We start from the raw sequence: 13,760 nt of genomic DNA, 5'->3' as shown, positions 1-13,760 counted from the left end.
AAGACAGACACTCGACGTCCACGGAAGGCCGGGCACCCGCCCGGCCTTCATTTTTTCATCAAACCAGGAATAATTACTTTCCAAGCAACTCATTGAGAGATTGCGAGAAAACCCTCTCGCCACATTCCCCCCGCATTGTTTCCCCTCTCCTGGAGCACGAATGAAAATCCGATTCCTGGCCCTCACCGCGCTGACGCTGGCAGCCACCGGCGCCGCGGCGGAAGACCGCATGAATCCGGCGGACCTGCGCCGTGTGACGAAGGCGCGCGAGCACCTCGTCCCAGCCGTCGCGAAGGAGTTCGGCGCCAAGGCCCGGTTCGTCCACCTCTTCGGCCAGGGCCGGGGAATGCTGGCGGGCGTCGTCGCGGAGATTCCGGAGCAGGCGTTGGGCACGGACGACGTGCCGCTGCTCGCCATCGTCCAGTACGACGAGGCGACGGGCGCGGTCCGCGTGGTGGACCGGGAGTTCAAGTACCGCGAGGCGCGCACGGTGGGGCCGAGCGTGGCGCTGCTGGATGGCGAGGGCAACCTCCGCCTGCGTGAGGCCAACGGCCGTGAGCGGCTGCTGGCCCAGGGCGTGGGCGGAGACCTGTTCCCCACGGCAAAGGGTGACGCGCTGGTGGCCACGCTCGTCATGAGCGCCGACCACAAGCACGAGACGTCCGTGGGCATCATCGACCTGAAGGGCCGCGTGAAGGTGCTGGCGGACGGGCCCGGCGTGGATGCGACGCCCAGCATCTCTCCGGATGGGACGACGGTCGTCTTCGTGTCCGGCCGGACCTCCGTGGCCTCGTTCTACGTGACGGACGTGGACGGCGCGGAGCCGAAGCAGCTCACCAACGTCGGCCTGGAGAACTACATGCTGTTCGGCGGCCCTCCGAAGGGCTTCGTGCCCCCGCCCGTCTCCAGCCACCACATGGAGTGGGTGGGCGCGGACGTGCTCCGCTACAACGCGGGCGGCGGTGAGTTCTGGAAGCTGAACGTGCGCACCGGCGAAGCCTTCGCGGACGTGGGAGGTGAGAAGTGATGCGCGCGATGATGACGAAGCTCACGGTGGCGCTGACCTTCGCGCTGCTGTCCCTTCCGGCAGTGTCCTCCGCGCAGACGATGTTCCGCTTCCCCGCGTCGCAGCTCGCGGACCAGTGCGGCAACGGCGGCTGCACCGTGAGCGCGTACAAGGACTACGGCGGCCGGGACTACGCCTGCGGTGGCGTGCGCTACAGCGGCCACACGGGCACGGACTACGCGCTGGTCGGCGGGTTCAGCAAGATGGACTACGGCGTCTGGGCCATGAACGCGGCCCGGGGCTACGTCGAGGCCGCGGTGGATGGGTACTACGACCGGTGCAACTACTGGAACCAGTCCAACCCGTACGCCGCCTGCGGCCTCTACACGGCCAACTACATCATCATGCGGCACCCGGATAACACCCAGACCTGGTACTGGCACCTGAAGGCCTATACGCAGCAGTTCGCCCGGGGCACCACCCTCACCTGCGGCAACTGGATTGCGCGCGTGGGCTCGTCCGGTGCTTCCACGGGGCCGCACCTGCACTTCGAGTACTGGGTCCCCGGCTACGGCACGGATGACCCGTACGCGGGCTCCTGCGGGACGCCGTACACGCGGTGGACCGCGCAGGGCGCGTACCGGGGCCTGCCCGGAATCACCTGCCAGTAGCGGAGGAATGAGCCGCCACCATTGAAGTGGGGTGCCCCCGACCTCAGGTCGGGGGCGCACCGGTGGTGGGTTGCGGTGCTCACGGCTTCGAGTGAGCATTCCGGAATGAGTGCATCTCCTGGGCTTGATGACTCCTCGGCGGCAGCGGCGAAGCTCAGCGCGCCCGACGTCCGGGACGTGTTCAAGGGCCGCACCGTGAGCGTGGCCATGGTGGGCACCGTGCTGGTGGTGGTGCACAACTCCCAGCCTCCCGCGCAGGACGAGTGGCTGCGCTACTGCGAGCTCATCGCCGCCAACCAGCACATCGGCACCGCGCAGGTGGTGCTGGCGGAGGGGCCTGGCCCCAATGCAGCCCAGCGTCAGCAGGCGCTCAACCAGGTCCCCAGGGGCTACACCATCCCTCCAACGGCCGTCTTCACCCGCTCGGCCATGGTGCGCGGAGTCGTCACCCTCTTCAACTGGTTCACCCCCCGCGCCATGCGTGCCTTCCCGCCCGGGGACCTGCTCGCCGCGGCCGTGCACCTGAAGCTGAGCGAGGAGCAGCTTCGGCACGTGGTGGATGTCGCCCACGCGCTGCTGCCTCCGGAGCCGTAGCCGCTGCCCGCCCGCGAAACCTCACTGCACCAGTCGCAGCGCGCAGCCGGGAGTCTGCTGGAGCGGGGCCTTGCACGTCAGCTTCAGCGCGGCCCCCTCCTCCATGACGTCCAGCTTCTTCGACTCCTTCAGCGGGTCGAACGTGGCCGGCACCGAGGGCTTGCCCCGCGGCGTCACCTCCACCTCCATCGGCGCCCCCACTTCGGGAATCAGCTCCAGCAGCAGCGAGCGCACCCGCGTGTCCGACGCCTTCACGTCGACCTCGCAGACCGCTCCACCGCGCAGGCTCAGGATGCCCTTCGTGAGGGTGCAGCCCGAGCCCACGCCCAGCTCCTCCGCCGTCACCGCGCGCGGCTTGAGGAAACGCTCCCTCAGCTTCGCGGCCGTCTCCGACGGATTCGCCTGGCGCGGCGAGTCCCCCGTCGCCCCCAGCCCCACACCCAGGACGTACAGGGCGACAATCGCGACGATGGCGAGGATGAGCACGGCGTGGATGGGCTTCAGCTCGGGCATGGCGCGCGGCTACCGCTGGAGTTGCTGCTGCTGAAGCTGGAGCTGGAGTTGTTGCTGCTGCTGGATGTTCTCCCGCGTCCTCGGCGCGCCGATGAGGGCGTCCTGGTTGAGGGTCGCGCCTGAGACAGGGATGCACCTGCCGAAGCTGCACGCGGAGAACGGCGGGCACCCGGCCGGGCACTGGAAGTTGATGGGCGCCGGCTGGCAAGTCGTCGAGCAGAAGCTGGAGAGACACGCCTCGTTCCGGGTGCACTGCGCCCCGTTGGGGAGCTGGCAGAGCTTGGTGGGGCTGCATGTGGACGGCGAGCGGCACTCCTCGTTGGCGTCGCAGCGGCCGTCATCCCGGTTGCACTTGTTGTCCGGCCGGCAGAAGAAGCTGGAGCAGTCGCTGTCCCGCTCGCAAGCGGCGTCCGGCTTGAGCATGCAGAGCCTGTTGCCCAGCACCTCGGTGCACTTCAGCGGCCCCTTGCAGTCCGCCTGGCTCGTACACGACTCACCCAGCGGCAGCTCGCACAAGCCGCCCCGGTTGCAGAAGCCCGTGTAGCAGAGCGCGCCCCCGTCGCACGCCTGCCCCGCCGCCAGCAGGCACACGCCGCCGTCCTGGCCCGTGCAGGCCAGCCCCTTGTCGCAGGAGCCATCCGGGCACGGCTCGCGCAACTCCGGGTCTCCGCCGCGCGAGGAGACGATGCCAATCACCGTCCCGAGGATGAGGACGATGCCCGCCGCCAGCGCCACCCATATCCAGGGAAAGGGCTTCTTCGGAGGCGGCGCGGCCCGCACGTCGAAGCCCGTGGACGGCCCCTCGGCATAGCTCTCGTCCGGGTTGAGCACGTCCACGACCAGCAAGTGGAAGGTGAGACGGCCCGGGGGCGTGCCCGGAGGCACCCGCACCTGGACGGTGAGCTGCTGCGTGCCATCCGGAGCGAAGTCCCGCTCCGTCTCACCTTGAATGCTGAACCACTCGGCCCTCGCGCCGGGGCCCGGCACCACGGACGCGCGGGCGCGCACGGGCGCGCGCAGCGCGTTGGAGATTGTGAAGGCCACCTCCCCCTGTCCCGCCGGGCTCAGACGGATGGAGTCCGTCACGGCGGTGATGTCGAAGGCGCGTGGCATCAACCTGCTCCTTTGGGCGGCTGCACGAAGAGCAGCTCGTAGGTGACGTAGGCGGGCTTCTCCCGCTCGATGATTCGCTCCAGCAGCAGCCGGTGGGCCTCCACCTCCGCGGGCGCGCGCACCCGCACATGGAAGGGACGCGGGAGTCCGTCCGGTCCGGGCACCGCTTCGTCCACCTCGAAGTCCGTGCGGCCGGTGGCGGTGGTCAGGAACAGGAGCAGGCCGCGCGCCGTGCCGCGCCAGCGCGAGATGTCCACCGCGGCGGCCACCAACTCCCGCAGGCGGCCCAGGCCCGTCGTCACCGGCAGGTCCATGCCCACCCAGCGGGCCAGAAACGGCACGAAGCGGTCCGGTGCCCGGCGCGGGTCGAAGTGGGACTCCAATCCCGAGAGCACGCCCTCGCTGGGCGCGTGCAGCACCTCCATCACCTCCAGCAGCGCGGCCAGCGGTGAGGCGGGCTGAGCGGTGCGCTGGAAGACGCCCGGCAGCAGGCGCTGGATGTCAGGGCTCCGCATGGTCCGTCACCACCTCCAGCGCATGGGCACCGGAGCAGAGGAGCCAGGTGGGAGGCAGCGTCACCTTCTCCGTGAACTCGCGCGTGGACACGGGCTCGTAGCGCTCGCTGCCCTGGGGCCGGCGGAACACGCCCTCGGGGCCACCGGCCAGCAGCGGCGCGCCCTTGGGTGACGTGGCCAGCGCGTACACGGGCTGGAAGAGGCGCTCGGCCTCGCGCAGCGGCAGGCCACTGCCCACCTCGGGCCGCTTCCATGTCGCGCCCGGGCGGCTGGCGTCCAGCCACAGCACGCCCACGCGGTGGCTGCCCGCGTACACGGTGGAGCCGCTGAAGGCCAGCGCGAGGCAGCTACCGCCGTCCCACCCCTTGTCGAAGGGCCGCCACCCGTCCGGCGGGTCCGCGGTGCCCATCAGCTCCCAGCACAGACAGCCCTTGCCCGGGTCCGCGCCGCTGGCGGCGGCGAGCCCCGCCCACAGGAACGAGCGCGGGCCGTCCTTCTGCACCTCCAGCACACGCACGTCCGCGCCGCGCGGGCCAATGGGGCGGAAGGTGCCGCTGCGCCCGCCACCCGCGGAGAGGAAGACGCCGCGCGTGCCCATGGCCGCCACCGCCACGTTGACGGCGCCGCGCACGTCCGTGGTGGCCGCCACCGCGAAGAAGCCCAGGTCCTGACTCGCCGGGTCCACCAGCACCTGAATCGGCGTGGCGCCGGGGCGGGCCATCAGCTCGAAGAGGCCGACGCGCGTGGCCAGCAGCAGCACGGGCACGCCGTCCCGGTCCGCCCAGGCCAGGTCCTCCACCGCGTCCAGGGTGTGCGTGGCGGACTCCCACGTCTCGCCGCAGTCGAAGGAGAGGTGGATGCGGGAGCGCTTCGCGTCGCTCGCCAGCCGCGCCGCCACCGCCACGAGGCCCGCCCGCCGGGGATGCGCCTCCACCGCGTCCACGTCCTCGCCGGGGAACAGGCCCGCCTTCTCCCAGCCGTCCGCGTCGTTCACCGTGCGGAACAGCGTCTCCCCGCCCCCTGCGTAGAAGGTGCCGGGCTGGAAGGTGTCCGCGGCGAGCGTGCGCACCTCTCGCGGCACCTCGTCCACCATGAGGCGCACCTTGTCGAGGTAGCTGACGCCCGGCTCGGCCAGCAGCGCGTCGTACACGTGCGAGGCGCGCAGGGCCTGGCCGAAGCGCCAGCCCTCGGGCTGCAAGGGCGAGGGCAGCGGGGTGAGGATGCGGTGGAGCCGCTCGGTGAGGCGCGTGCGCAGGGCGGCGGTGTCCTCCTCGCGGTGCGCCACCACGCGCGCCTGCACGCGCACCGTCTTGTAGCGCGCCCACTCCACCACGCAGGTGGTGCCCAGCGGCCGGCGCACGTCCAGCTCGGCGTGGATGCGGGCGCGCGCCTCCTCCGTCTCGTGCGTGCGCAGGGTGGCCTCGGTGATGCCCTCGCCCGCGGGGCCCTGCACGTCGGGCGGCAGGTGCGGCACCAGCAGCACCTCCACCGTGCCGGCGGGCGCGTGGGCCCACAGCTGCGCCAGCGTGACGGCCTTCGCGCGTGCCACCGCGCCGGAGCTGCGCAGCGCCAGCAGCTCGAAGTCCCCGGCGGTGACGGCCCGCCGCAGCGAGTGCAGCTCCTGGGGCCCGCGCAGCAGCGCGTTCTCCAGCGTCTCCGCGGGCCGCCCGCCCGTGGCCGGGCGGGGGTTCGTCACCTTCATGCCCGGAAGCGGCACCTTGAGCAGCTCCAGCGTGCCCGCGGCCACGTTGCCCGTCGCGCCTCCGCCGCACCGGTACCAGAGGAGGATTCTGCGTCCCTCGCCCGGCACCGCGGCCAGCGCGCGGAGCTCGCCCAGCGTCCCGGCCTCGCTCGCCAGCCGCGCGGAAGGGGCGAAGGTAATCACCCCCGTCATCCGGTCCACGAGGTAGGCGGGCTCGTCCGGCCCCAGCGCGGCGAAGTTCTCCACCTCGCGCCAGATGCGGTACGTGCGCCCGTCATGGCGGCGGGCCGGAGCGCGCGCATCCAGCTCCCCGGCCGCGGCCTCCACGCCCACCACCAAATCCAGGGAGTCGCCGGTGGGCGCGACAATCGGGGGCCGCTTCGCCTGCACGGTGAGGCCCGGCTGGCCGGTGCCCTGCCCCGCCAGCTCCGCGTCCACCTGCTCGCAGTGGTAGGCGAGCACCTCCACCTCCGTGCCGCCCACGGGAATCGTCACCGTGTCCGCGGTGCGGAAGACGACGGGCTCCGCGCCCGCGCCGGCCCGCGCCAGGGTGACGGCCGTGCTGCGTGGCACCTCCACCGGCCGCTCGGCCGGGCGCACCAGCGTGAAGCGCAGGCGCACCGACGCGGCGGCGGGCGGCTGGAGGCGCACCCCCAGCAGGCGGAGGAACTCCACGTACGCCTTCTCCGGCAGCCGGTTGAGCCGGTACAGCATCGTCTCGGTGAGGTGGGCGAACACCTCCACCAGCACCATCCCCGGGTCATGCGGGGTGAGGTCCGTCCAGTCGGGACACGAGGCCTGGATGCGGGTGCGCGCCTGCTCCACGAGCTGCGCGAAGCTCCGGTCATCCAGGCGGGGCGACGGGAGCGACGTCATGACGGGCCTCCCGCCAGCGAGAAGGGATAGGCCAGCCGCTCGGTGCGGCCGGTGATGCGCACGCGGTACTCCAGCATGACGTCCAGGCGGTGCGGGTCCTCGGGGCTGCGCGTGGCATCCAGGTGGAGGACGTTGATGCGCGGCTCCCAGCGCTCCAGCGCGCGGCGCACGTAGTGGATGGCGAGGCCGGCGGTGGTGTCGTCGTTGTTGGCGAACAGCAGCCGGTGCAGCTCGCAGCCGTAGTCCGGGCGCATGACGCGCTCGCCGGGCGTGGTGGTGAGCAGCAGCAGCACCGCCTGGCGGATGGAGGCGTGCTCCTCCACCATCTCCGCCTTGCCGGTGGGAGCCAGGCGCAGGCCGGAGTGCTCCACCATCTCGAAGTCCGGGTGCAGGAAGCGCCAGGTGCGGTAGCGGGGTGCACTCATCCGGCCTCCGTCACCAGCGTCTGCCCGGGGGCGTTGACCTTGTACTTCACCGTGCCGGGCGGGGTGCCGTCGGTCAGCCCCGTCAGCGAGTCCAGGCACACGGGCCGGCCGTCAATCGTCACCAGCGTGGAGTAGCCCTTCTGCACCGCGAGCGTGCTGGTGCACGGTTTGATGGTGGGGCCGATGTTGGGACACCCGCCGATGGGACGGCCCTCCGGGTCCGCGCGCACCAGCACGGGCCGGCCCTCCACCGTGACGAAGGGCTGCGAGTGGATGAGCCCCACCCGTCCCAGCTCATGGGCACACACCACCAGCGCATCCACCGTCAGGACCCGCATTCACCCTCTCCGGAAGTCGATGGAGCGCCCACGGATGACCACGTCCTGGCCGGGCGCCTCGATGTCGAGCGCCACCTCCGAGTGCAGGCGCACGCCCTTCGGCGCCAGCTCGAGGTAGCTGCCCGTGCCGTCCTCCAGCCGCAGCGTGCGGCCCTCGTCGTCCAGCCGCAGCTTGTGCCCGCCCGCCGTCAGCAGCGTGTAGCGCCGCACTGAGCCGCCCTCCACGCCCGCGTCCGGGGGCCCTCCTCCTCCGTACAGGCCGCCCACCACCACGCCGCGCGCCGGGTCCTCTCCGCCCAGCGCGAGCAGCACAGTGTCGCCCACGTCGGGCAGCAGCATCAGCCCCTTGCCGGCCCCGCCGCCCGCCGCCAGCACCTGCATCCAGTCCGTCTCCACGCCGCCGTAGGCCGGCAGCGTGGCGCGCACGCGGCCCTTTCCGTCCGGGTCGTCCACGCGGCTGACCACGCCCAGCGTCACCGCCGAGGCCCGGACTCGCGCGCGTCGCGGCGGCGGCGCGGAGGACAGCTCGGAGATGAAGCCGTGGCGTCCATCCACCCGGTGGGTGACGGCGGTGAGCACGTAGCGGCCCGCCACGGCGGCGGCCACTCCGGCCACCTCCACGCGAGCCCCCGGCCGCAGCCGCGCGTCGCCCTCGGCCACGGCGGTGAGCACCACCTCGCGGGCGGCGCGGTAGTCCAGCTCCGCCTGGGCGGCGGCCTCGACGTGGGGAATGCCCTCCGCCGCCTCGTCCACCAGCGAGCGCCGCGTCTCTCCGCCCACGCGCTCCGGAGACACCTCCGCGTCCACGCGGCGCCCCACGCGCGGCGAGCCCGCATGGCCGGCATGGGACTCCGCGCGCAGTGCGTCCCAGCCCTCGGCGGCCACCTCGCGGCACGAGGCGTCGCCGTTCACCTCCACGGTGGCCTCCAGCAGCGTCTCGCCCAGCAGCAGTGACACCGGCGTGCCCTCGCCCTCCAGCGTCACCAGCCGCAGCGTGTCCCCATGCAGCACGGGGTAGAGGCCGCAGCGGTCCGCGCGCTCCACCAGGAAGTCGAAGTCGGACTGGCCGTGCTGGATGAGGTGGCGCCACAGCGGCCCGGGGGCCGCCGCCTGGACGGAGACGCCCAGGCCCGAGGCCAGCTCGCGCGCCAGGTCCTCCAGCGTCACCTGCACGTGCGCGCGCACCGGCTGGCGCTTGCGCAGGCGGTGGAGCACGTCATAGCCGCGCACCCGCACCTCGCGCGCGCCGCCGGTGGCGTGCACGTACTCCACGGCCGTCACCTCGCCCGTGAAGAGGGCGTCCGTTCCCGAGGCCGCGGCCACGCGCAGGGACGTGCCCGGAGGAATGCCCGAGGAGGCCAGGGTGCCGCGCGGGTCGGTGAAGGTCAGCTCGCACTGCGCGGGCGCCGCCAGCCGCTGCTGCACGTGCACCGAGGACAGGCTGCGCAGGTCCGCCACCGTCAGGGGCGAGCCTCCTGCCTCGATTCGCAGCTCGGGCAGTCCGCGCATCCGGCTCACATCACCCTCCGGAGCGCCTCGGCGGTGGGCAGCCGCAGCACCTGCCCCGCCGGAATGCTGTTGGGGTCGGCCACGCCGTTGAGCGCGGCGATGAGGCGCCACAGCGACGGGTCGCCGTAGCGCTGGTACGCGATTTCATCCAGGCGCTGCCCGCCGGGCGCGCCCTCCTCCTCGCTCGCGCCGAGCACCGTGTGCGCCTCGTAGTCCTCCGGAGCCAGCGCCGCCGCCACCGCGTCCGGGTCCGGCGGCTCCTGCTCCAGCGTGGGCTCCCGGGGGCCGGTCTCGTCCTCCACGCGCAGCAGGCGCATGCGCAGCCACGAGCGCCGGGGGGCGCCGCTGGGGGTGAAGTGCTCCAGGCGCTCGGCCACGGCGGCCACCACGCCGAGGTAGTTCAACCACTTGCTCCAGACGATTCGCGCCAGCGACGGCCGCATGCTGCCGTCCTCGCGCAGGCCGTTCTCCGCCAGCCGCCACAGCGGCTCGGTGAGCTCGCGCACGTCCTCCGTCTGGAGCGTGGAGCCGGAGAGCGACACGTCGAAGAGCAGGTCCAGCGTCAGCTCCGTGCTGCCTCCGCCGGTGAAGAGGAGCGGGTCGTCCCCGGGGCCCCCCCACGGCAGCGAGCCTCCCAGCGCGCGCCTCGGCTGCAGGCCCGCCACCCGGCGCACGACGAGCGTCTCGGGATTGAGCAGACACTCGATGCGCTCGCCGCCGGGCTCGATGAGGAAGGCCACACGCTCCATCACTCGCCTCGCTGTTCACGGTCCAGCCGGCGGCGCCGCTCCCACTGACGAAGCTCCACCACTGCCTCCGCGCTATCCGGAGTCGGCGCCGGAGGCAGCTCGGGCCAGGGGCTCGCGACGCTCGCCGCGGGCGCGCCGTCGGAGCAGCGGGGCTCGCCCTCCAGGGACGGGAAGACGTTGCGTGTGGAGAGAGGTGGCTCCGGCTCGGTCCGGCGCCAGGCCAGCGGGGACTGGGCGCCGTCCCAGCCGCCGTCATCCTCCGTCAGGGCGACCCGGTTGCGGCGAGGTTCCTGCGCGGAGACGGGGTCACCGTCGAGGAAGAGCAGCCGGAACCGGGGGAGGCCGGAGGAGGGCAGCGTCCGCTCGGTCACCGGGGCTCCGGGTGCCTCGCGAGGCTGGGGAGGCACGACGTGGAGCGGGGGCGGCGGAGGCCGCGTAGAGGCCCTGTCCGCGAAGGGGGAAGCCTCACTCCACGGCAGGCGCCGCTCCGGGAGGCCCGTGTCGGCGGCCTCGCGCTCGGGTGACGCGGGTGGCGCGACAGGCGGTCGGGGCGCCGAGCGCGCGAAAGGCCGTGCCGGAATCGCCGGTGGCGCCCGGAAGGAGGAAGCCACCTCCGGTCCGAGTCCCCACGAGTCACGCTGCGCCGACTGTTCCGGCTCCGGCGCCGGGGTTGCGAACCGGGCCTGCCTGGACGCAGGCGCAAGAGCGGGCGGGGGCTCCGGAACGAGGGAGTTCCGAGGCACCGCCGACGGCGCACCCGCCTCGCCGTCCCGAGCCCGCGTCGGCAAACGGCCCGGAGTCGGAGCCATGGGCCGGGCCGGGGGACGGGCCTCTCGCACCGGCGGCCGGCTCATCGGCGGCGGCGGTCCTCGAGGGATGCCCACCTGCTCCGTCAGGGGCGAAGGCGTGGGCGCCACACGGTGCTCGCGCTGCAGGCCGTCTCCCTCCGGCAGGGAGTACGCGCCCTTCGTCACGCGAGCCACCCAGTCCCCCATGGGGATGCTGCGACGCGCCTCGATGTCCCGGAGCCAGCGCGCCTCCAGGGACTCCACGCTGGCTTCGGGCGTGGCCGCCGAGGCAGCGGCGGCCGGAGGGCTGCTCGCTGCAGGAGCCGCCGCACCTCCGGCACCTCGCGAGCCAGCACCCGTGGACTCCGGACGCGGCGCGGCCGAGGAGGTGGGCTCCGCCTCCTCGGCGAGGACGGACTCCGCCCACGACTTCATCCACCGGGCCACGGTGCGCACCCAGGCCCCGCGCGAGGCTGTCTGGAGGCGCTCAGCCACGGGAGAGGGACTCGTAGACGAGCGTGAGCGAGGCGATGGCGATGTCCTGACCGAGCGCATCCAGCGGATGCACCTTCCACTCCGACGGCCAGCACTCGTTGAGGTTCCAGCGCAGCCGCTCCGTCAACCCATCGTCGTCGAGCATGAGGATGGAGACGTTCTTGCGCAGCGGCACCCCGCTCATGGTGGCGAGGAACCAGGTCCACAGCTCCGGTGACTGGGTGAAGCCGCAGCGAAGGACGACATCTCCGTGGGAGATGGGGCCCGGCAGCCGGCGCACCACGGGCCCTGCGCCGCCCTCCCGGTAGCGCAGCGCCTCCACCTTCACATGCAGCTCGGAGCAGAACAGGAAGTGCCCCTCGTTCACCCCGTCGATGAGCAGCGTGAAGTTGTAGCCGCGGAGCGGGTTCACCAGCGCGCCGGGCTGCGCGCCCGCATCCTGCGCCGGCGGCGGCGCCTCGGGAGCCTTTGCCTCAGCCATTCGACACCTCCTCCACTTCCGCGCCACCCGCGTGCTGGCCGATGCGGAAGATGATGAACTCCGCGGGCTTCACCGGTGCCAGGCCGATGAGCGCGAACACCTGTCCGGCGTCGATGGTCTCCGGCGTGTTCGTCTGCTCGTCGCACTGCACGAAGAAGGCCTCCTCCGGCGTGCGGCCCATCAGCGCTCCGTCTCGCCACAGCCGCAGCAGGAAGGCGTTCGCGTCGCGCTTGAGGGAGTTCCACAGCTTGAGGTCGTTGGGCTCGAACACCGTCCAGTTCGTGCCCAGGGCGATGGACTCCTCCACGAAGTTGAAGAGCCGGCGCACGTTGATGTAGCGCCACTCGCTGTTGTCGGCGGGGGCCACCGTGCGCGCGCCCCACACGCGGATGCCGCTGCGTGGGAAGTAGCGGATGCAGTTGACGCCCACCTGGTTGAGCTCGCCCTGCTCCTCCGGCGTCACGTCGCGCACCAGCCGCATGGCCCCGCGCACGACTTCGTTGGCGGGCGCCTTGTGGACGCCGCGCGTGACATCGGTGCGCGCGTAGATGCCCGCCATGTGGCCGGACGGCGGCACATTCACGAGCGTCTTCCCGTCGCCCAGGGGGTCCGGCGTGGAGAACCACGGGTAGTAGAAGGCGCCGTAGCCCTGGTCCGAGGCACGCGGGTGCATGCCGCCGCCCTTGTCGCCCGTGGCCACCTTGGTGAGGCGGCCCACGTCATCCACGTCCTCGGGTGCGTCGAGGATGGCGAAGCGGTCCCTCATCTTCTCGCAGTGGGTCAGCAGCGCGTCCCAGGCCGCGGCGTCGGCGAAGCCGGGGGCGGCGACCATGGCCACCTCGCTGACTTCTTCGAGCACGGCCACGCCCTGGCGCTTGCGGGCATCGCCCACCAGGCTCTCGCTGTCACCGATGTTGACGATGAAGCAGCGCCGGCCGCCGTTCTCGAAGAAGCCATACACGGCGCGCGCGAGCGCGGTGCCCGGAGTCCCGGGTGGAGCGAACTCCTTCACGAACTGGGCCCAGCCATTGACGGGCACGGCTTCGTGGAGGCGGGCGTCCACCGCGGGTGCGCGGCCGACGAAGGCGGCTGTGGTGGTGCCCACGCCCTGGATGGAGCGGGTTCCACTGGAGACCTCCTCCACATAGACGCCTGGCGTCAGGTAATTCGGCACGTCATTCCTCCTTCAGCGGCAGGCGGATGAGCAGCGGCTGTGGCTCGGCGGCAAGCGCCTCCGGACCGAGCGCGAGCACCTCCCCCTTCGCCCGCACCTCCAACCGCCCCAGCGTGGCCACTGGCGGCACGCGGGGAAAACGAAAGCAGCCCTTGGCGTCCGTGCGCGTGGTGAGGTTCAGCGTCGGCAGCTCCACGAGTGCGCCCGGAATGGGGATGTCGCCGGGGCCCACCACGCAGCCGAGCAGCATCTCGGCCGGAACGGACTGGGTGACGACGGGGAAGCGCACGCGGTGGACGACGGGCTGGGGGCGCTCGCGGCGCACGGGGACGCGCAGGCGGAAGCCGGGACGCGGCGCGGTCCTCAGCCCGGCCCAGATGGTGGTGGGCACGGGGGTGAGCTCCACGTCGAAGTCGGCTTCCTCCATGGCGGAGAAGACCAGCTCGCCAAGGAGGCGGTGCGCGCGCTCGGGTGACTCGGCGCCGGCGGTGACGAGGTAGCAGACGGAGATTTGAAGGGGCACGCGGCCTGTACCGCGTGCGGGAGGCGCGGGGCCGAGCTCCAGGAGGTATAGGCACACGCCGCGCTCCAAGGAGTCACGGTCCGGCACGCCCAGGAATACGGGCACGTCGCCGGCAATGCGGCCCACCCACGCCTTCAGTCGTTGATCGACTTCGTCGATCATCCGGTCCCCCCCAGGGTCCTGGGCCGGAGCTCACCCGCAGCGCCTCGCTGCCGGTGCTTTCCGGGATGGCAAGGTCGCACCGGCCCCACGCAGGAGGTAGTGACCCGCGGGGAGGCGTGGACGTCG

15 protein-coding genes are annotated in these 13,760 nt (G+C 72.4%); 3 read left to right on the top strand and 12 right to left on the bottom strand.

Annotation, left to right across the window (positions count from 1 at the left end; genetic code table 11):
* Positions 1–160 precede the first annotated feature (160 nt).
* The 3 genes from G4D85_RS23805 (at position 161) to G4D85_RS23795 (ending at position 2,271) form a co-directional block, all read left to right on the top strand.
* Complete coding sequence (locus G4D85_RS23805; protein ID WP_164015842.1) at positions 161–1,027, top strand: TolB family protein; 867 nt, start codon at positions 161–163, stop codon at positions 1,025–1,027.
* Between the two features lie 8 nt (positions 1,028–1,035).
* On the top strand, positions 1,036–1,677 hold the full coding sequence (locus G4D85_RS23800; protein WP_240359454.1) for a M23 family metallopeptidase: 642 nt from the start codon (positions 1,036–1,038) through the stop codon (positions 1,675–1,677).
* A gap of 105 nt (positions 1,678–1,782) precedes the next feature.
* Positions 1,783–2,271: an STAS/SEC14 domain-containing protein gene (locus G4D85_RS23795; RefSeq protein ID WP_164015839.1), complete on the top strand. Its 489-nt coding sequence runs from the start codon at positions 1,783–1,785 to the stop codon at positions 2,269–2,271.
* A 21-nt stretch (positions 2,272–2,292) separates the two neighbouring features.
* On the opposite strand, the gene G4D85_RS23790 is transcribed toward G4D85_RS23795, so the two are convergent.
* From G4D85_RS23790 to G4D85_RS23735, 12 genes are read right to left on the bottom strand one after another with little or no spacing between them, the layout of a single operon-like run.
* Positions 2,293–2,784 carry a hypothetical protein gene (locus tag G4D85_RS23790; RefSeq protein WP_164015837.1) on the bottom strand — a complete coding sequence of 164 codons (492 nt, stop codon included), beginning with the start codon at positions 2,782–2,784 and terminating at the stop codon, positions 2,293–2,295.
* Between the two features lie 9 nt (positions 2,785–2,793).
* The gene (locus G4D85_RS23785) at positions 2,794–3,897 is read right to left on the bottom strand and encodes a COG1361 family protein (protein ID WP_164015835.1); all 1,104 of its coding nucleotides are present in this window, start codon (positions 3,895–3,897) and stop codon (positions 2,794–2,796) included.
* On the bottom strand, positions 3,897–4,412 hold the full coding sequence (locus tag G4D85_RS23780; protein WP_164015833.1) for a phage tail protein: 516 nt from the start codon (positions 4,410–4,412) through the stop codon (positions 3,897–3,899). The genes G4D85_RS23785 and G4D85_RS23780 overlap by 1 nt, the downstream gene beginning before the upstream one ends.
* A complete protein-coding gene (locus G4D85_RS23775) occupies positions 4,399–6,990 on the bottom strand; it encodes a putative baseplate assembly protein (RefSeq protein ID WP_164015829.1) in 2,592 nt (863 codons plus the stop codon). The genes G4D85_RS23780 and G4D85_RS23775 overlap by 14 nt, the downstream gene beginning before the upstream one ends.
* The gene (locus tag G4D85_RS23770) at positions 6,987–7,415 is read right to left on the bottom strand and encodes a GPW/gp25 family protein (RefSeq protein WP_164015827.1); all 429 of its coding nucleotides are present in this window, start codon (positions 7,413–7,415) and stop codon (positions 6,987–6,989) included. Before G4D85_RS23770 ends, G4D85_RS23775 begins: the two co-directional genes overlap by 4 nt.
* The gene (locus G4D85_RS23765) at positions 7,412–7,753 is read right to left on the bottom strand and encodes a hypothetical protein (RefSeq protein ID WP_164015825.1); all 342 of its coding nucleotides are present in this window, start codon (positions 7,751–7,753) and stop codon (positions 7,412–7,414) included. Before G4D85_RS23765 ends, G4D85_RS23770 begins: the two co-directional genes overlap by 4 nt.
* Positions 7,754–9,262 carry a phage baseplate assembly protein V gene (locus tag G4D85_RS23760; RefSeq protein ID WP_205525670.1) on the bottom strand — a complete coding sequence of 503 codons (1,509 nt, stop codon included), beginning with the start codon at positions 9,260–9,262 and terminating at the stop codon, positions 7,754–7,756.
* A gap of 5 nt (positions 9,263–9,267) precedes the next feature.
* Positions 9,268–10,011 (bottom strand): CIS tube protein, encoded by a 744-nt coding sequence (locus G4D85_RS50355; protein ID WP_164015821.1) that lies wholly within the window; start codon positions 10,009–10,011, stop codon positions 9,268–9,270.
* A complete protein-coding gene (locus G4D85_RS23750) occupies positions 10,011–11,294 on the bottom strand; it encodes a hypothetical protein (protein ID WP_164015819.1) in 1,284 nt (427 codons plus the stop codon). Before G4D85_RS23750 ends, G4D85_RS50355 begins: the two co-directional genes overlap by 1 nt.
* On the bottom strand, positions 11,287–11,775 hold the full coding sequence (locus G4D85_RS23745) for a phage tail protein (RefSeq protein ID WP_164015817.1): 489 nt from the start codon (positions 11,773–11,775) through the stop codon (positions 11,287–11,289). Before G4D85_RS23745 ends, G4D85_RS23750 begins: the two co-directional genes overlap by 8 nt.
* Positions 11,768–12,949: a phage tail sheath family protein gene (locus G4D85_RS23740; RefSeq protein ID WP_164015815.1), complete on the bottom strand. Its 1,182-nt coding sequence runs from the start codon at positions 12,947–12,949 to the stop codon at positions 11,768–11,770. The genes G4D85_RS23745 and G4D85_RS23740 overlap by 8 nt, the downstream gene beginning before the upstream one ends.
* Before the next feature lies 1 nt (position 12,950).
* Positions 12,951–13,634: a carboxypeptidase-like regulatory domain-containing protein gene (locus tag G4D85_RS23735; RefSeq protein ID WP_240359453.1), complete on the bottom strand. Its 684-nt coding sequence runs from the start codon at positions 13,632–13,634 to the stop codon at positions 12,951–12,953.
* Positions 13,635–13,760 lie beyond the last annotated feature (126 nt).

This window comes from Pyxidicoccus trucidator (assembly GCF_010894435.1).
GTDB lineage: Bacteria > Myxococcota > Myxococcia > Myxococcales > Myxococcaceae > Myxococcus > Myxococcus trucidator.
Note: the sequence above shows the minus strand (reverse complement) of the source record. Positions and strands in the feature narration are given on the sequence as shown.

Bases quoted from the DNA above. Each gene is read 5' to 3' on its own strand.
- G4D85_RS50355 (WP_164015821.1), bottom strand. From the start codon at position 10,011: ATGGAGCGTGTGGCCTTCCTCATCGAGCCCGGCGGCGAGCGCATCGAG.
- G4D85_RS23800 (WP_240359454.1), top strand. From the start codon at position 1,036: ATGATGACGAAGCTCACGGTGGCGCTGACCTTCGCGCTGCTGTCCCTT.
- G4D85_RS23760 (WP_205525670.1), bottom strand. From the start codon at position 9,262: ATGCGCGGACTGCCCGAGCTGCGAATCGAGGCAGGAGGCTCGCCCCTG.
- G4D85_RS23745 (WP_164015817.1), bottom strand. From the start codon at position 11,775: ATGGCTGAGGCAAAGGCTCCCGAGGCGCCGCCGCCGGCGCAGGATGCG.
- G4D85_RS23780 (WP_164015833.1), bottom strand. From the start codon at position 4,412: ATGCGGAGCCCTGACATCCAGCGCCTGCTGCCGGGCGTCTTCCAGCGC.
- G4D85_RS23805 (WP_164015842.1), top strand. From the start codon at position 161: ATGAAAATCCGATTCCTGGCCCTCACCGCGCTGACGCTGGCAGCCACC.
- G4D85_RS23765 (WP_164015825.1), bottom strand. From the start codon at position 7,753: ATGCGGGTCCTGACGGTGGATGCGCTGGTGGTGTGTGCCCATGAGCTG.
- G4D85_RS23785 (WP_164015835.1), bottom strand. From the start codon at position 3,897: ATGCCACGCGCCTTCGACATCACCGCCGTGACGGACTCCATCCGTCTG.
- G4D85_RS23770 (WP_164015827.1), bottom strand. From the start codon at position 7,415: ATGAGTGCACCCCGCTACCGCACCTGGCGCTTCCTGCACCCGGACTTC.
- G4D85_RS23735 (WP_240359453.1), bottom strand. From the start codon at position 13,634: ATGATCGACGAAGTCGATCAACGACTGAAGGCGTGGGTGGGCCGCATT.
- G4D85_RS23790 (WP_164015837.1), bottom strand. From the start codon at position 2,784: ATGCCCGAGCTGAAGCCCATCCACGCCGTGCTCATCCTCGCCATCGTC.
- G4D85_RS23795 (WP_164015839.1), top strand. From the start codon at position 1,783: ATGAGTGCATCTCCTGGGCTTGATGACTCCTCGGCGGCAGCGGCGAAG.
- G4D85_RS23775 (WP_164015829.1), bottom strand. From the start codon at position 6,990: ATGACGTCGCTCCCGTCGCCCCGCCTGGATGACCGGAGCTTCGCGCAG.